General features: G+C 51.2%; 13 protein-coding genes and 1 other RNA gene. 7 read left to right on the forward strand and 7 right to left on the reverse strand.

Annotation, left to right across the window (positions count from 1 at the left end):
• Window positions 1–72: 72 nt before the first annotated feature.
• From ACT53D_RS03545 to ACT53D_RS03555, 3 genes are read left to right on the forward strand one after another with little or no spacing between them, the layout of a single operon-like run.
• Entirely contained in the window at window positions 73–1,410 is a 1,338-nt protein-coding gene (locus tag ACT53D_RS03545; RefSeq protein WP_476154506.1) for a TRZ/ATZ family hydrolase, read from the forward strand.
• Window positions 1,411–1,429: 19 nt separating this feature from the next.
• Window positions 1,430–2,128, forward strand: coding sequence for a bifunctional 2-polyprenyl-6-hydroxyphenol methylase/3-demethylubiquinol 3-O-methyltransferase UbiG (gene ubiG, locus ACT53D_RS03550; protein WP_476154508.1), 699 nt, complete (start codon window positions 1,430–1,432; stop codon window positions 2,126–2,128).
• A 4-nt stretch (window positions 2,129–2,132) separates the two neighbouring features.
• Window positions 2,133–2,777, forward strand: a complete 645-nt coding sequence (locus tag ACT53D_RS03555; protein WP_476154510.1) for an HAD family hydrolase — start codon at window positions 2,133–2,135, stop codon at window positions 2,775–2,777.
• A 44-nt stretch (window positions 2,778–2,821) separates the two neighbouring features.
• On the opposite strand, the gene ACT53D_RS03560 is transcribed toward ACT53D_RS03555, so the two are convergent.
• From ACT53D_RS03560 to ffs, 5 genes are all read right to left on the reverse strand, one after another.
• Complete coding sequence (locus ACT53D_RS03560) at window positions 2,822–5,203, reverse strand: EAL domain-containing protein (RefSeq protein ID WP_194747729.1); 2,382 nt, start codon at window positions 5,201–5,203, stop codon at window positions 2,822–2,824.
• A gap of 216 nt (window positions 5,204–5,419) precedes the next feature.
• Window positions 5,420–6,019 carry a recombination mediator RecR gene (gene recR / locus ACT53D_RS03565; protein ID WP_313987738.1) on the reverse strand — a complete coding sequence of 200 codons (600 nt, stop codon included), beginning with the start codon at window positions 6,017–6,019 and terminating at the stop codon, window positions 5,420–5,422.
• Window positions 6,020–6,062: 43 nt separating this feature from the next.
• Window positions 6,063–6,371, reverse strand: coding sequence for a YbaB/EbfC family nucleoid-associated protein (locus ACT53D_RS03570; RefSeq protein WP_194747725.1), 309 nt, complete (start codon window positions 6,369–6,371; stop codon window positions 6,063–6,065).
• A 25-nt stretch (window positions 6,372–6,396) separates the two neighbouring features.
• Window positions 6,397–8,187 carry a DNA polymerase III subunit gamma/tau gene (gene dnaX, locus ACT53D_RS03575; protein ID WP_476154512.1) on the reverse strand — a complete coding sequence of 597 codons (1,791 nt, stop codon included), beginning with the start codon at window positions 8,185–8,187 and terminating at the stop codon, window positions 6,397–6,399.
• A gap of 126 nt (window positions 8,188–8,313) precedes the next feature.
• Window positions 8,314–8,410, reverse strand: an RNA gene (ffs, locus tag ACT53D_RS03580) — signal recognition particle sRNA small type.
• Window positions 8,411–8,613: 203 nt separating this feature from the next.
• Here ffs and ACT53D_RS03585 point away from each other — a divergent pair.
• The 3 genes from ACT53D_RS03585 to ACT53D_RS03595 all read left to right on the forward strand — a co-directional run bounded on the left by ACT53D_RS03585 (window position 8,614) and on the right by ACT53D_RS03595 (window position 12,376).
• Entirely contained in the window at window positions 8,614–10,416 is a 1,803-nt protein-coding gene (locus ACT53D_RS03585; RefSeq protein ID WP_313987730.1) for a GGDEF domain-containing protein, read from the forward strand.
• A 118-nt stretch (window positions 10,417–10,534) separates the two neighbouring features.
• A complete protein-coding gene (locus ACT53D_RS03590) occupies window positions 10,535–11,653 on the forward strand; it encodes a PAS domain-containing sensor histidine kinase (RefSeq protein WP_275355396.1) in 1,119 nt (372 codons plus the stop codon).
• An 81-nt stretch (window positions 11,654–11,734) separates the two neighbouring features.
• Entirely contained in the window at window positions 11,735–12,376 is a 642-nt protein-coding gene (locus ACT53D_RS03595; protein ID WP_275355394.1) for a response regulator, read from the forward strand.
• 71 nt (window positions 12,377–12,447) lie between these two features.
• Here the strand turns inward: ACT53D_RS03595 and pgi are convergent, their stop codons facing one another.
• Together pgi and glgB are read right to left on the reverse strand one after the other, a co-directional pair.
• A complete protein-coding gene (pgi, locus tag ACT53D_RS03600; RefSeq protein WP_275355392.1) occupies window positions 12,448–14,100 on the reverse strand; it encodes a glucose-6-phosphate isomerase in 1,653 nt (550 codons plus the stop codon).
• 126 nt (window positions 14,101–14,226) lie between these two features.
• Window positions 14,227–16,443 carry a 1,4-alpha-glucan branching protein GlgB gene (glgB, locus tag ACT53D_RS03605; RefSeq protein WP_476154515.1) on the reverse strand — a complete coding sequence of 739 codons (2,217 nt, stop codon included), beginning with the start codon at window positions 16,441–16,443 and terminating at the stop codon, window positions 14,227–14,229.
• Between the two features lie 220 nt (window positions 16,444–16,663).
• On the opposite strand from glgB, the gene glgC reads away from it, so the two are divergent.
• Window positions 16,664–17,986: a glucose-1-phosphate adenylyltransferase gene (gene glgC, locus ACT53D_RS03610; protein ID WP_194747711.1), complete on the forward strand. Its 1,323-nt coding sequence runs from the start codon at window positions 16,664–16,666 to the stop codon at window positions 17,984–17,986.
• Window positions 17,987–18,013: the final 27 nt, after the last annotated feature.

The following is an 18,013-nucleotide window of genomic DNA, read 5'->3' on the forward strand; positions in this document are numbered from 1 at the left end:
TTGCGTGGCTTTTTTGTTGCTGCACGCAGGCGGACTTTCAATTTGCCAGCCTGCCTCAGTTATAATCCAAGCATGAGTGAATCCCAATTTATCATCAAACCACGCTGGCTCGTTACTATGGATGAAGGGCCACAAGTGCGGGAGCAGCATGCAATTCTTGTGGATGCTGGAAAAATCAAGGCGATTGTACCCAAATCCGATATCCCGGATTGGGCGGTTGACTGGCCCGCCGTGGATTGTTCACATCATGTCGTGATGCCCGGGCTGATCAATTTGCATGCTCATAGCAGTATGAACCTGTTAAAGGGATATGCAGATAATTATGCGTTGATGCCGTGGTTGAATGAGCATATCTGGCCTGCAGAAAAGAGATGGGTCTCACCCGCTTTCGTACAAGATGGTAGCCTGCTGGCTTGTGCAGAAATGCTGGCAGGCGGGATCACCACATTTAACGATATGTATTTTTTTCCGCAAGCAACCATAGAGGCTGCCAAACGCACAGGGATGCGTGCACATATTGGCTTAACTATCATGGAGTTTCCCACTAATTATGCGGCAACTGCCAGTGAATATATCCGCTTGGGCACAGAAGTACGCGATCAGTATAAATCCGAGTCCTCTATCAGTTTTTCTTTTGCGCCGCATGCCCCCTATACGGTGAGTGATCAAACCTTTACCGACGTTGTCACACTTGCCGAACAGTTGAATCTGGGGATTCATACGCATTTGCATGAAACCCAGGCGGAAATTGCGCAAAGTCAGGAGCAATTTGGTGTACGGCCGTTGCAGCGTTTGCAAGCGCTTGGGGTAATTGGTCCCAGCACCGTGTTGGCGCATGGAGTACACCTTGAAAAGTATGAACAGGAGACCCTAGCAACGCTAGGCGCGCATATCGCGCATTGTCCAAGTTCTAATCTGAAATTGGCGAGTGGGATTGCGCCGGTGGCATCTGCGCTGCGTTCGGGGATCAATATCGGTTTAGGCACTGATGGTGCCGCCAGCAATAACCGGCTCGATTTGTGGCAGGAAATGCGCACGGCAGCCTTGCTTGCCAAGGTAGCAGCGCAACAGGCAGAGGCTGTGCCAGCTTATCAGGCGCTACAGATGGCAACCATTAATGGAGCCACGGCACTGGGGTTGCAAGCACAGATTGGCAGCATTAGCGTCGGTAAGCAGGCTGATCTGATTGCGGTTCGTCTGGATGAGCTGAATAGCTTGCCTTGTTTTGACCCGATTTCTCATCTGGTGTATGTGGCTAGCCGCGAGCAGGTTACCCATACCTGGGTCAATGGACAATTACGTTATCAGCGCTTACCAGATGGCCAGCCAGAATTTGCAGGCATTGAGACCGAGGCATTACGGTCTATCGCTTTGCAGTGGCAGCTCAAGATGCAACAGCCCGCAGATTAATTTTGTTTAGGAAAACATCATGGCCAATGTCGAAATTGCAGAAGTAAACAAATTTGCTGAACTGGCACACCAGTGGTGGGACCAGCAAGGTGTCTTCAAACCTTTGCATCAGTTGAACCCAATACGTTTAAATTATATTGACAGTCGCGCATTGCTTAAGGGCAAACAGGTCCTCGATGTCGGCTGTGGTGGCGGTATTCTGAGCGAGTCCATGGCACAACGTGGTGCCCACGTGATGGGGATTGATATGGCAGAAAAGTCGCTGCAGGTGGCGCAATTACATGCGCTTGAAGCAGGGGCCCAGATTTCGTATCGCTGTATTGCCGTGGAAGCGCTCGCTGCAGAAATGCCGGAGCAGTTTGATGTGGTGACCTGCATGGAAATGCTGGAGCATGTTCCCGACCCATCCAGCGTGGTGCGTGCTTGCGCTGCACTGGTCAAGCCGGGGGGGCAATTGTTTTTTTCCACGCTTAATCGCAATGCCAAGGCATACCTGATGGCGGTGGTCGGGGCTGAGTATGTCCTTAATCTGCTTCCCAAAGGCACACATGATTACAGCAAGTTTATCAAGCCGTCTGAATTAGCGAGCTGGTTACGTCAATCTGGACTGGAGTTACAGCATCAGACAGGCGTCACTTATGACCCTTTCAGTAAACAATATAAATTGACAACAGATACCAGCGTCAACTACATGCTGCATGCGGTAAAAGAGGGTTGAGCACATGCAAGCCGTATTATTTGATCTGGATGGGACGTTGGTAGATACCGCTCCAGATTTGGCATATGCACTTAATTTGCAGCGTGAACGGCATGGATTGCCCTTTTTACCAGAAGCGACGATTCGCCCCTATGCCTCGCATGGGTCTCGAGGGCTGCTGGAAATTGGATTTGGTCTGTTACCGGATCATGCTGAGTTTGAACAGATGCGCACTGAATATCTGGAGTTATACACGCAAGTCATGACCCGTCAGCCACAATTGTTTGACGGCATGGCAGAGGTGTTACAGGAGATTGAGCAGCGGGGGCTGCGCTGGGGCATCGTCACCAATAAGCCACGCCGGTTTACCTTGCCTATGATTACACACATGGCGCTGGATAGCCGCGCGGGTGCGGTCATCAGCGGGGATGATGCGCCCCAGCCCAAGCCGGCGCCCCAAACACTGTTATTGGCCTGTGAACATATGCAGCTTGATCCTGAACAGGTGGTGTATGTTGGCGATGCCGAGCGAGATGTGCAGGCCGGTAATGCAGCGGGCATGACAACGCTGGTGGCTTTGTTTGGCTACCTGTCAGACATGGATCGGCCTGAGGCATGGGGTGCGGATGGCTGTATACAGCAGCCCCAGGACTTGCTGGCGTATTTATAACTGAGCAGATTCCGCGCCAATTTATCATTGCGCTTGCCGCTCAGCTAATTGCGCTTGCTGCTGAGTACCGCCATCGCCGCAATATTAATATCTGCGACTAAAATACTAGCCAGCTGGCCGTCCTCACCCAAAATTGGCAAAGAGACCGTGAGGCAGAAGTCTTCGGTTGCGGTAGACAGATAAATGCTTGAAATATAAGGCGCCTGAGTTTCTGCCACGCGACGATAATAGGCTTGTTGGCTCCGGTCTATGCCTGCACCGCCAGCCTTGATTTTTCCATACATGTTGGGATTTATCCAGTTGGCATAGCGCTGTACACCGTTTGGCTCTAACTCAAAGATCACCTCAAAGAAGGGGAATTCGGCAAAGCAGCTATCCAAATCATGGGCGCCTGTCGAGCGTTGCGTGTGTAGCAGCGACTGTAAGGCGGACAGTGCTTTTTGCTGCCAGTCTGAATAAAATTCTTTTTTCGGCAGGATGGTTTGTGGCGGCGTATCTTCTACAACCACAATGCTGCCGATATTGGCTTTGCCTATCTTTTTAAGCAGCGCTGCGCGTTCCGCGGCAATGACGCTGTTTTCGAGCTTGCCTTGTTTGCCATTCACCACCGCAATCGAGACACTGGCGACCGGGTGATCCTTACCGTCTTCAGTAGTAAAAAATCCTCGTTCCAGATCTGTCGCGTCATACAGATGCACGGCCAGGGCCTGAAACTGGCTAATGATATGCAATAAGGTGTCATTAAGGGTAGGCGCCTTATGATCATAGATCAGCACAAAGTCATCGCCACCAATATGGCCCACCATCACGCCCGCTTTATCCTGAAACTCCTGTCGGATGATTTCGGAGAGGAGTCGTATCATGGCATCGCCACGGATAAAACCGTAGCGGTCGTTATAGGCCTTGAAATGATCCAGATCTATGTAGATCAGTTGCGTATTGGGATTGTTACGCAAGCTGTTATCCAGGGTTTGCCGGAGTGTCGGGCCCGTGGTCAGATGGCTTAAGGGATGCAGATTGCCGGTAGCAGTTTTGCGGCTGATCAACTGAGCCATGATTTCCATCGGCTGCAAGATACCGACATAGCCGCCTTCGTCATTGACGGTGATCCAGATGTCGATATTGCCACGCTCCAGATAAAAAATGCGCGCCAACACCGAAGAGGGCAGTTTATGGTTGATGACCTTGGGCAAGGGGTCGCAACAAGCGCCCAGGCCTGTGGGTTTCTTGGAGAATACTTTGCCCCGCCGCAATACCCCCAGCGGTTTTTGTCCGTCCAGCACCACCGCCGTTGCAATATCGGCATGCGCGTTAAACAAGCGTCTGGCTTCAGCCAGCGTGCTGCTGACATCAATTGTCAAGCCGTGACTAATATATTCACCAATATGAAAATCATCAGGAATATGCGAACGGTGGGCTTCATCCCGTACGGGCAGTGCCGCCACCTTGTCGCTCGGCGTGCTTTGTGGCTGGGCAAAATAGTGGCCCTGGGCATAATGCAGGCCTAAATCCTGGCAATAGGTAATATCCTCTACGCGCTCCAGCCCTTCAGCGATAATGGTGCATCCCAGTCGTTGCGCCATCGAAATAATCGCCTCAAGTAACACTGTCCGCACACGGCTGCCTTGTGCTTCATGCACAATGGCACGGTCTATCTTGATAAAGTCAGCCCGTACCTCAGCCAGGATGCGCAAACCGTTAAAACCGGAACCCATGTCATCCAGTGCGATGCGCAGACCATGCATACGGATTTCATCGCAGTAACGCGCCAGTACTTCGGGATTGGTTTTTTCACTCTCAACAATTTCGATGACGATATCTCGTCGATCAATCTGCTGCTGGTTCAATAGGTTTAAAATAAAATTGAGCCAGCCTGGACTCATGATTGTTTGTGGCAGCACATTAATAAAGAGGGGCTTGTCCACAGAAATTGATTGTGACTTGCCCATCAGCGCCAACTGTTGGCAGGCCAGGTCTAACTCGTGGCTGCGTTTAACCTCAGCGGCAAGGGCGAAAGCCTCCATGCCGTTGAGCCACTTGCCTTCTGGTGTTTTCAGTCTGCACAAGGCTTCAAAGCCAAACACTTTGCCACTCTGGCCAAAGTCGACAATCGGTTGATAATGCATTTGCACATGTGGCGTCAGCTCAGACAGCAGCCACGGGTATTTATGCCGAGCATAAAAGGTATTGAATGGCATGGTGGCCTGCAAGGCTTCCATTGGATGCATGGCCTGCTTGTCCTGTGACACCAGCACCCAGGTATCTCTGAGCGTATGTGCAGGCTCTTCGGCAATGACACGGTCTAAAATCTGCAGTAGTTCTGCTTCAGTCTCATAACTGAAAGATGCGGTGTTAATGCCTGAAAAATGCGGACTTTCAGAGTTGGTATGACTATTGGCGTCAAAAGTATGCAGAAATAATTCCATGGAATACGACCTTGCTTTTATTTTTATTAGCTCACGATAATGACGTCTAACCTGATTAACAACCGGGAGGGCGTCATTTGTATAACGACAGGACAGAGTGTTTATGAAGAGAAAAAATGAAGATAAAAGACAAGTGTGCTTAAAAACTTGTTAAGGTCTTTGCACAAGGTCATCAAATCGGGCAGTTATCTTGACTGCTTGACGATTGCTTTGCAGTTAAGTGACGGCTTTTCTTTCCAGCAACGCGGTAGACAGCGTGCCACTGTCCACATACTCAATCTCACCACCCATCGGCAACCCACGCGCAATCCGGCTGACGCGAATGCCACGCGATTTGAGCATCTGCCCAATATAGTGTGCAGTGGCTTCACCCTCGGAGGTAAAGTTGGTGGCAATAATCACTTCGTGGATCGCGCTGTCCTGTGCACGTTTGAGCAGTTTATCCAGGTGAATGTCCTTGGGCCCAATGCCATCCATGGGCGAGAGTTTTCCCATTAATACAAAATATTGGCCCTGATAGCTACGCGTATTCTCCAGCATCATGAGGTCGGTCGGCATCTCCACAACACATAGCGTGGATTTGTCTCTGTGGGTATCCTGGCACACGCTGCATACGCGATGCTCGCTGAAGTTGTTGCAATAATCGCAATGCGCCAGCTTATCCAGCGCCTGTTGCAGACTGGCTGCCAGCTTTTGTGCACCTTCACGGTCACGTTGCAGCAAGTGATAGGCCATGCGCGTGGAGGATTTTGGCCCCACGCCCGGCAGACAGCGCAGGGCACTGATCAGCTGATCCAGAACTGCCGGGTGATTCACGCCTGGTCTCCGCGTCGACGATAATATGGGCGGGCGTCAGGCACTAGAACGGCAACTTGAAGCCTGGTGGCATCAGACCACTCATTTTCGCTGAACTGGTCGCTTCGGCTTTCGCTTTCGCATCTTTCAACGCAATCATAAGCAAGTCTTCCAGTGTTTCTTTGTCATCCATGGCCGCGTCATCAATCTGTACGCGTTTCACATCATTGCTACAGGTCATGGTCACTTTGACCATGCCATTGCTGGCAATACCTTCCACCTCAGTGTTTGCCAGTTCTGCCTGGGCTTTTTGCATATTGGCTTGCATCATTTGGGCCTGTTTCATCATATTGCCCATGCCACCTTTCATCATTGTCTGCTCCTGAAGTTACGTGTGGTTAATGTAAGGGTTTAATGGAATTGGGCACTATTGTTGCGCCCATTTCCTGCATCAGGCCTTGCACAAAGCGGTCACTCATAATCGCTTGTGTAGCCTGATCCTGTAATTCTGCTTTTTCGACGGCCAGCTGTCTGGCGGGCGTATTAGCTTCCTGGCTGGTGGTGATGATCAGTTGCAAGCGGCGGCCAAAGTGGCTGTTTAAAGCAGCATTGAGTTTTTCGAGATAATTGGCACTGGCCAGGTGTTTATGGGACTCGCTAATCCGCAATGTCATGGCATCGTCCTCAAACTGGACCAGCTCGCAATTTTGTGCCAGTGCGCGTACCAGGCCCAATTTGCTCAAATGGTTCTCTACCAGCGCGCGCCAGTTGCCATCCCAGTCCAATGCAGCGCTTGTTTCTTGCGTCTCAGGCATTGCAACATGCACTGCCTCACTGGCAACGGCTGTCGGTGCTGGGGCCGAAAGCGCTGGCTGCGACATTTCTGCCAGGGGGGCAGTGGTGAAAGATGCGCCTGGTTCAGTAGCACTTTCGGGAGCCTGTTCCACCGCCCGCTTGGGCATCGCATGATCCGCTGTTGCAGGGTTGGTTGTGCTGCTTGCTTGATAACTTTTCGCCAAGGCGGCGCGCGCGCTGCCAACACTCGGAGCGCTGCCACGGCCATGACCTTCTGTGCTTGACGGGGGCGCGGGTGTGGTGGCCGTTGCATCGGCTTTAAATGCCAGCATACGCAACAGCGTCATGGTAAAGCCTGCATAAGCATCCGGGGCCAGGCCAATATCGCGGTGACCTAAAATAGCAATCTGATAATACAGCTGCAGGGTTTCTGCGGGCAAGGCTGCGGCAAGTTCCAGCAAGTTCTGCCGCTCGGGGTGATCGTCTGCAATTGATTGGGGCGCGTATTGCGCGACAGCTAGCACATGCAACAAAGCTGCAAGATCGTTCAGGGCACTTTCAAAGCCGATGCTGCGCGACTCCATTTGCTGTGCGATATTGAGCAGGCTGGCTGCATCTTGTGCGATCAACGCCCGCAACAAATCATACAGGTAGCTTTGGTCAATCGCCCCCAGCATGCTACGCACATCGCTTTCACGGACGGATTGGTTGCCATAAGCAATTGCCTGGTCGGTCAGTGAGAGCGCGTCACGCATACTGCCATTGGCTGCACGCGCTATCAGCTGTAATGCGGGCGCCTCAAATGGAATTTGCTCCTGGCCCAGAATGTCTTGCAAGTGGGCGGTAATGGTACTGCTGGCCATTTGGCGCAGGTTGAATTGCAGGCAGCGCGACAAAATGGTGACCGGGACTTTTTGTGGATCTGTGGTCGCCAGAATGAATTTGACGTGGGCAGGCGGCTCCTCCAGCGTTTTCAGCATGGCATTAAACGCCTCTTTGGTCAGCATATGCACTTCGTCTATCATGTAGACCTTGAAGCGGCCGGAAGACGGCGCGTAGATCGCCTGCTCAAGCAAGCTCACCATGTCTGCAATACCGCGGTTAGAGGCCGCATCCATTTCCACGTAATCTACATACCGGCCGATATCAATGGCACGGCATGCTTCGCACTCGCCGCAAGGCGTTGCGTTGATCCCGGTCGCACAGTTCAGCGATTTTGCCAGAATACGGGAGAGGGTGGTCTTGCCAACGCCACGGGTGCCGGTAAACAGGTAAGCATGATGCAGGCGCTGTTGGCTCAGAGCATTGCTCAGGGCCTGGACCACATGGTCCTGGCCCACCAGACTGGCAAAAGATTTGGGGCGCCATTTACGCGCCAACACTTGGTAAGACATCGCGCACTCTACTGATTAAAAGCAATAAGGCAAACCTGTACTTTAGCCTATTTTGCCGACTCATGCTTGCCACAAACCATAACATTAAGATCAACGCTGGCATGACAAACAGAAGGGCTGGATAGAAGGGGCGAGCCCAACCCCCGGCACTTGCTTGATAGTTGTGGCTGCTTGCTTCCGCACCTGACCAGGTTGGCTACCTTACAATGCGGGGAGGCCCGCGGACGCTATTGTAACGCAAAAACGTTTTTTTACCGCCTTATTTTCGCCGTGACCCATTTCACCTGCAGAGGTAAAGCTTCTGAAATAAACAATTATTTACCTTCTTATACACCAATAAATTCCAATCATCGCCCTGCATAATAGTTGCATCTTATTCATTTTAGTGTGATTTGGCAGAAAACGATGGCAGCAAACGGATCATCCATGACAGCTTCAGAAGTTGCACGTGAAACCATCAAGCAAATGGCTGTCAGGCGTGTCGAACCAACACCGGACAATTACATGCAGATTTACTATGAGATTGCAGGTAAACCGGTGAAGGAGGATGCTGCCAGTGCGTTGCGCAAGGCACTGAAGCAGTTGCCCCACGACACGCTGGAGCAAACCAACTGGATTAACCGCTGGGAAAAAGTACTTAAACAGGATAACTGGCAAGGGCTGGGAGAATTGCTGACTGAGGCCATGCAACAGCAGCTTAGTCATTCCACCAAATGGCCCAAGGCGATTCGTGTCTTATTGCAAGCCTGGGACGACAAGCGCAGTGGCATAGATACTGCCAGAAAGCGTGAGACGCTGGAACGCGTGCTCATTAATTTTGGTGATGACGAGAGCCTGTCCGACAAGTTGATCGGCATGGCGAATATGTGGTTGCCTTCTGAAGCCCGGGTTGAGGGGATTGCCTTGACTGATGCGGCTGACGCGTCCACAGCTTCGACGTCGCAACCTGTCTTGGATATATCCAGTGAACAAGGTTTGCCCTCTGAAGTACAGCAGTTCCATGGCGCTTTTACCATTTTGCAGACCTTGTTGAAGCAAACACTTTACCTGGGCTTGATTCCCCGTTTGCAAGGGTATCCAGACTTGCAGGCGGAGGCGGTGGCCCTGCAGGAATCTGCCGAGCGCGCTAAAAAGCTTAAAGAGTGGGAGGCTTTGGCCAAGTCACTTAAAGCGTTATTGATGCGGGTCGAGGTGATGGGCGCGCAAGAGGATGACGTGCGTGGCGACATTATCGACTTGTTGCATTTGCTACTGGAAAATATCGGTGAACTGGTGGCTGAAGATAGCTGGCTGAGTGGTCAGGTCTATGCTGTACAGTCGATTATTACCGGTCCGCTGGATAGAACCAAGCTTAAACAAGCCGAAAAAAGCCTCAAAGAGGTTATTTACAAGCAAGGACTGGTCAAGCACAGTCTGATTGAGGCGAGGAACTCATTTAAAACCTTAATCAGTACTTTTATTGATAAGCTCAAATATATGGGTGAAGCCAGCGAACTCTACAGTGGCAAAATCGAGACCTATGCCAAAGAGCTCTCTCAAACTGATGATTTGATTAAAATTAATGAGCTGGTCAACCAGTTGATGCGCGATACTTCTGTCATGCAGACCGACATCCTGCGTTCGCGCGATGACTTGCTTATCCAACAGCGCAAGGCAACGGATACGCAAGACCGTATTGATCAATTGCAACTGGAGTTGCAGCAGTTGAGTGAGGTCGTCAGAATTGACCAACTCACCGGCGTGCTCAATCGCCGCGGTATGGACGATGCCTTCCAGGCCGAGATTGCGCGTTTTCAGCGTAGCGGTGAGTCATTTAGTGTGGCTTTGCTCGACATCGATAATTTTAAATCGCTCAATGACCAGCATGGGCATGCCGCCGGGGATGCTGCGCTCAAACATCTGGCTTCAGTGGTAAAACGTGCGGTGAGGCCGACGGATATTGTGACCAGAATGGGGGGCGAAGAGTTTGTTGTCATTCTGCCCAAGACCGACTTGCAAGAGGCGGTGATCATTATGTCGCGCTTGCAGCGATCACTGACCAAAGAGTACTTCATGGGTAATAACCAAAAGCTGCTGATCACCTTTAGTGCAGGTGTCGCCTTGTTCCAGAAAGAGGACGATGTCAGTGCCATCTTGTTGCGCGCAGATCAGGCCATGTACCTGGCCAAAAAACGCGGCAAAAACCGGGTGATGACTGAAACTGATCTAGTTGGCACCGTCAATCCCTAGCTTGTGCGCTTGGTCAGCACTTTGTTGATCGACAGCGGTTTTATCCGGGATCACTGACTGTCATATCCAGCCGTGGTTTGGCATGATATGCTAACTGGCATCTTGATTGAGGTGCCATGTGTCTACGCCAGCCAGCCATTTTCCTATTGATAGTGTCCAACATGCCTTGCATGAAAGCGAGCGCAGATTCTCCGCCATTGTTTCCAGCATTCCTGGGCTCGTGTTCCAGATGCATATGACCGCAGATGCTCAAGTGGTTTTTACTTATGTGAGTGAGGGCTGCGAAGCCTTGCTGGGTATCCCGGCCGCAGCATTGCTCAAGGATGCCAACACCCTGTTTGATGCCATGGATCAACCTTCCGCCCATCTGTTCAAGCAAAACTTGCAAAAATCCGCCCGGCAACACAAACGCCTGGATTGGGAAGGACAAATCTGGATTGCCGACTGGCAAGACATGAAGTGGGTCAATATCCGGGCTACCGTGCAAGACTTGGGGCAGGGCGCGGTGCAATGGGATGGCATTATGCTCAATATTAGCCAAAGCAAGCATGAAAAACAGGAGATCGAGCAAGCCAGGCAAGATCTGCAGGCACTGACGGCACACTTGAACCAGGTCAAAGAGCAGGAGCGCGTGTCGATTGCGCGTGAAATTCATGATGACCTCGGCGGCAACCTGACTGCGATGAAGCTGGGCTTGTCGACCATCATCCAGCAAATTGAGGCCGGTGAGCCGGTCAACCTCGAGCAAGCGCATTTGTTGCAAGGGATCATCAACCAGACGTTTGATTCCGTACATCGTATTTCTGGCAATTTGCGGCCCAACATTCTCGATCTGGGGCTGGTGGATGCGCTGGAGTGGCAGGTGAGCCAGTTCAAAAAGCAATTAGGCATCTCGGCAAAATTTATCACCAATTGTCATGATTTGGAGTGTGATCCCGATCAATCCATGGCGTTGTTCCGGATTTGTCAGGAGGCGCTCTCGAACATCGCCAAATATGCGCAGGCCAATGCGGTCGAAGTGGAGCTCAGCCTCAAGGATCAGCTGTTATTCATGAACATCACGGATAATGGCATCGGCATTGCCCCTGCCGACAAGATCAAATCGAACGCATTTGGCCTGAGAGGTATGCAGGAAAGAGCGGCGGCACTGGGGGGCGAGTGCCAGATTGAATCTTCCAGCGCCGCATCTGGCACTTGTATCCGGGTGCAAGCGCCGTTCAAGCCCGCAGAGTCGTGACAGAATGGCTGATCCGATTTACAATCAACAGCGCAGTTTCTGGATTAGCCATGGTGCAACCAGCAAAACAGAGGGATCAGGTTGGATATACAAAAAATAAAAGTCATTATCGTAGATGACCATGCCATCTTACGTTCTGGCATCAAGCAAATATTGCTTGCGAGTGGGGATATTGATGTCGTCGGTGAGGCGGAGAATGTTGCGCAGGCGATTAAATGTGTACGTGAAGTGGCTGCCGATGTCATGCTACTGGACATTTCGTTGCCGGATAAAACCGGCATAGAAGCCTTAAAGCTCATCAAGCGAGAAAATGCTGCGCTCAACATCTTGATGCTTTCCATGTACATGGAAGAGCAGTATGCCGTGCGCTCCATTCGTTCTGGCGCTTCTGGCTACCTGTGCAAGCATACGGCGTCAGAAGAGTTGCTCACCGCCATACACACGCTGGCCAAAGGCAAAAAATACATTACCCCCAACGTGGCAGAGATTCTGGCCGAGCAGGTGGGGAATGATTATGCGGTGGCCTTGCACGAAACCCTTTCAGATCGCGAGTTTCAGGTCATGCGCATGATTGCTTCCGGGCAGTCAGTGAGTGAGATTGCAGATAAACTCGCATTGTCGGTGAAAACGGTCAGCATGTACCGGACGCGGCTGCTCGAAAAAATGCATCTTAAACATAATGCCGATATCACCCATTACGCCATTAAAAACCAATTGGTTTAAGGGCGCTTGACGTAGCACCGCAGAATAAAAAAAGGCCTCAATCGAGGCCTTTTTTAATATTAATCAATATGCTATGAAATTTTCTTCGCGTAATTGATTAATCCGTTGGTTGAGCTATCAAAGCTGTTTACCGGCTCGTTGGTATTCAGCTGTGGCAGAATTTGGCTCGCAATCTGCTTACCATATTCCACACCCCACTGGTCATAGCTGTTAATGTCCCAGATCATGCCTTGCACAAAAATCTTGTGCTCATAAAGCGCAATCAGTTTACCCAAGGTAAAGGGTGTGAGCTGTTTAAACAGGATAGACGTGGTTGGGCGGTTGCCTTCAAACACTTTATGCGGCAGCAGATCTTCCAGTGCCTGGCCGCTCATGCCTTGTGCTTCCAGTTCGGCGCGTGCTTCTTCACGGGTTTTGCCCAACATCAAGGCTTGGGTTTGTGCCAGGAAGTTAGCCAGCAGGATTTTATGGTGCTGATCGTCTGGGCTACCCACTTTGTAATGGCTGTTGGCTGGCATCAAAAAGTCTGCCGGAACCATTTGTGTGCCCTGGTGAATCAACTGGTAAAACGCATGCTGGCCGTTGGTGCCAGCTTCGCCCCAGATGACCGGGCCCGTTTTGTAGCTGACGCGGCTACCGTCACGGCAAATAAATTTGCCATTACTTTCCATGTCTGCTTGTTGCAGATAGGCCGCAAAGCGAGACATGCCCTGGTCATAAGGCAAAATCGCGTGCGTATCAACATGGAAGAAATTGTTGTACCAGACACCCAGCAAGGCCATGATGACAGGCATGTTCTGTTCCAGTGGCGCCGACAAGAAGTGCTGATCCATGGCGTGACCGCCTGCCAGCAACTGTTCAAAGTTGTCCATGCCGACATAGAGCGCAATGGACAGACCGATGGCTGACCACAGGGAGTAACGACCACCTACCCAGTCCCAGAAAGCAAACATGTTGTTGGTGTCTATGCCAAATGCCTGCACGGCCTTGGCGTTGGTAGACAGCGCGACAAAATGCTTGGCCACATGTTGGTCTTGTTTAGCTGCTTGCAGGAACCAGCGGCGCGCTGAGTGCGCGTTGGTCATGGTTTCCTGGGTGGTAAAGGTTTTGGAGGCGACGATGAACAGAGTAGTTTCAGGGTCGCAGACTTCCAATACACGCATCAAGTGCGCGCCATCAATGTTGGAAACAAAGTGGGCTTTCAAGTTGGGGCTGGCGTAGGGTTTTAACGCATCACATGCCATGACTGGACCGAGGTCTGAGCCACCAATACCGATATTTACGATATCGGTAATCCGTTTGCCGGTAAATCCTGTCCATTGGCCGTTGCGTACTTGCTCGGTAAAGGCCCGCATTTGCGCCAGCACAGCATTCACTTCTGGCATCACATCCTTGCCATCCACATACACCGGTGTATTACTGCGGTTACGCAGGGCGGTGTGCAGCACTGCACGCTTTTCGGTAATGTTGATTTTTTCGCCGCTGAACATGCGGCTGCGCCATTGCTCAATATTTGAGTCGCGCGCTAACTGGAATAACTGGGACAGGGTTTCTTTAGTGATGCGGTGCTTGGAGTAGTCCAGCAGGATGTCGTCCACCGTTAAACTGAATTCTTCGAAGCGTTTGGGGTTTTGGTTAAACAGATCGCGCATTTGAACATCGCGCATTTCAATTTGATGCTGGTTCAGCGCATGCCAGCTCGGATGTGTGGTTAGTTTTGCCATGTCGTGTTGTTACTATCGTTTTTCAAGTCAATTAAATTTACGGGGCCAGACAAGGCAATCTCTGAATTTTCTTGTCTGGCCAAAAATCTTTACTGCCAGGCTACATCATATAGTCAGTGTAACCAGTTATTGTAACTGAAGTATGACACCCCCAAGTGGCGGCAAGTTTAGGCTGATGGAGGCTGGCTGGTTCATCCATGGCACGGGGTCACTAGGACAGCCGGAACCATTACCAACATTGCTGCCACCATAACAAGCGGCGTCACTGTTAAACAATTCCTGATAGTAACCCGATTGTGGTACGCCCAAACGGTATTGATGGCGCGGTACCGGTGTGAAATTAAGTAGGATTATAACAAAACTATGGTCTTTGCCGCGTCTGACGTAGCTTAATATTGATTGCGCGGCATCTTCGCAGTCTATCCATTGAAAGCCCTGTGCATCAAAGTCATGGGCATGGAGTGCGCTTTGTTGGCGATAGAGCCAGTTGAGGTCCTTGCAAACGCGCTGTATGCCGCGATGCATGTCATGTTCAGCGGCGGTGTCTTCAAGCAAATGCCAGTCCAGGCTTTGGTTGACGCGCCACTCACGGCGCTGGGCAATTTCATTGCCCATAAAGTTGAGTTTTTTGCCTGGCATGGTCATTTGCAAGGTCATCAATAGACGCAAGTTGGCGAATTTTTGCCAATCATCCCCAGGCATTTTTTCGAGCAAGGACTTTTTGCCGTGGACCACTTCGTCGTGCGAGAAAGGCAGGACAAAGTTCTCGGAATAAGCGTACATCTGACCAAAGGTCAGGCGATTATGGTGGTATTGGCGGTATACCGGATCCAGTTGCATGTAGGTCAGGACATCATTCATCCAGCCCATATTCCATTTCATGCTGAACCCCAGGCCCCCGGCATAGACCGGTCGCGAAACGGCGGGCCAGGCTGTTGATTCCTCGGCTATCGTCAATGCGCCGGGGAAGCGTTCGCCCACCATCATGTTCAATTGCTTGAGAAACTCGATCACGTCCAGGTTTTCACGTCCGCCATAGACATTAGGCAACCATTCTCCATCTTTGCGCGAGTAATCCAGGTAGAGCATGGACGCCACGGCATCCACACGCAAGCCGTCAATGTGAAACTCTTGCAACCAGTAATAAGCATTGCTGAGTAAAAAGCTGCGCACTTCATTGCGGCCATAATTGAAAATATAGGTGCCCCAGTCCATATGTTCACCCAGGCGGGGGTCGGCATGTTCATACAGCGCCGTGCCGTCAAAACGCGCCAGCGCCCAGTCATCTTTGGGGAAGTGACCAGGGACCCAGTCCAGAATGACGCCGATATTGGCGGCATGACAGCGGTCAATAAAATACTTAAGATCATCCGGACTGCCATAGCGCTGGGTGGGGGCAAAGTAGCCCGTCACCTGATAACCCCAGGATTCATTCAGCGGATGTTCGGCAATTGGTAACAGCTCGATATGGGTATAGCCCATCTCTAGCAAATGTGGAATCAGCGCCTCTGCCATGGCGCGATAGCCCATAAAGTGGCCGTTTGGGTCTCGTTGCCAACTGCCTAAATGCACTTCATAACAGTTAAAGGGGGCATGCAGCCAGTCATGCTGCTGGCGTTGCTGCAACCAGCCATCATCTTGCCAGGTATACTTGCTGTGGCAGATACGATTGGCCGTGCCGGGCCTAGGCTCAAAGGCTCTGCCATAGGGATCGGCCTTGAGCATGACATAGCCATGCTCGCGGTTGCGGATTTCGAATTTATATAGATCATGTTCGCTCAGGTGGGGAATAAATAACTCCCAAACGCCGGTGCTGCCAATGACACGCATGGCATGGATACGGCCATCCCACTGGTTAAAGTTGCCGACCACACTGACCCTTGACGCATTGGGCGCCCAGACAGCAAACCGGACGCCCGCCACCCCATTCACCTGCATGGGGACCGCGCCCAGGGTATTGTAGGCCTGGTAAAAACGACCTTCAGCAAACAGATACAGGTCATCGGCAGACACGGTGCTGTCAAAACCATAGACATCCAGGGTTTCGTAACGACTAGTTTGCCCCTTGGGCTGAACTTGCAGTGGGGCAGGGGTTGAAATCGGATTATCTGACTCGTAAATAAACAAGCCCTCGGCATGCGCCTGCTGCATGGGCTGCCAATTTTTGCCATTGTTGAGCCATACTTGTTCTGCCGTTGGTATGAACACACGCAACTGCCAGCGTTTGGTTTTCGCATCCTGATGCGACCCCAAATATTCAAAGGGATTATGATGGGTGGCGTCTAAAATCCGTTGCAAATGATGATTGTCGGTGGCAATTTGATGAGAAGCTTTGGCAGTCATGCTGTCGGTATCCGGTTAAGCAGATTCCATGCTATCAAAAAAAGTTAAGATTTACGTCATTCGCCCCCGGAATTTCGTTGTCTTTACCCCAATTATCATGCAGACTGTGGATGTCAGACCTGCAGATGCAAAGCCTTGTGTCGTCTCTGCTGAAACGCGCAACGCTGACAATAATGACTGTAGGCTGGTTCCCAGGATCAGGAAAAACAGGAATAGCATCATGTCTCAAGTAGCAGAGTTTGTTGAACGTCGTAAAGCCAACCGGCGGCAAGAACGTCCCTCCGACCGGTTTATCAGTAACCTGACGAAAAATACCGTTGCCATTATCCTGGCGGGTGGTCGTGGCAGCCGGTTAAAAAACCTCACCGACTGGCGGGCCAAACCTGCTGTACAGTTTGGTGGCAAATTCCGCATTATCGACTTCCCCTTGTCCAATTGCATTAACTCTGGCATCCGCCGCATTAATGTGGCGACCCAATACAAAGCGCAAAGCCTGATTCAGCATGTTCAGCGCGGCTGGGGCTTTTTGCGTGGGGAGTTTAACGAATACGTCAACATTATTCCTGCCCAGCAGCGTCTGGGCGAGGAGTGGTACAAAGGCACGGCTGATGCGGTCTATCAGAATATTGATTTGCTGCGAGAGAATGGCGGCGAATATATATTGGTCCTGGCCGGCGATCATATCTATAAAATGGACTACGGCAAAATGCTGGCGACGCATGCGCGCAGCAATGCCGATATGACCATTGCCTGCATCAATGTGCCGCTCGAAGACGCCAAAGGGTTTGGGGTATTGGAGGTGGACGCCACCGACCGCGTGATCGCCTTTGATGAAAAGCCAGCGCATCCCAAGCCTAGCCCGAACAATCCCGAGGTGGCTTTTGCCAGCATGGGTATTTATATCTTCAATGCCAAGTTTTTGTACGAACAATTGATCCGGGATGCTTATGACCGCAAGTCACACCACGACTTTGGGCAGGACATTATTCCTTACATCATCAAAAAATACCGGGTACAGGCGCACCGATTTACCGATAGTTGCGTCGGTGCACAAGGCAACAACTTTTACTGGCGGGATGTGGGAACCATAGATGCCTACTGGGAAGCCAATATGGAGCTTACCAAGGTGATTCCAGAGCTCAATCTGTATGACAGTGAATGGCCGATCTGGACGTATCAGGAACAACTGCCGCCGGCCAAATTTGTATTCAAGGATGAAGGCCGTACGGGCAAGGCGACAGACTCGCTGGTGTCAGGGGGCTGCCTGATCAGTGGTTCTTGCGTGTCTAACTCAGTGCTTTTTTCCGGCGTGCATGTAGCGGATTATTCCGATCTGGATGGCGCTGTAGTGCTGCCCAAGGTCAAAATTAACGAGGGGGTCATCATGCGCAACGCAGTGATAGACCGCGGCTGCGAGATTCCTGCTGGCATGCAGATCGGTGTCGATCTGGAGCGCGATAGAAAGCGCTTTCATGTCTCTGAAAAAGGCATCGTACTGGTCACACCCGACATGCTGGGCCAAGATTTATACCGTGTGAAGTAGTTTAAAAGTCTTTGAGTGAGTGAAAGA

The sequence above is a fragment of the Methylophilus sp. DMC16 genome, from assembly GCF_056314045.1.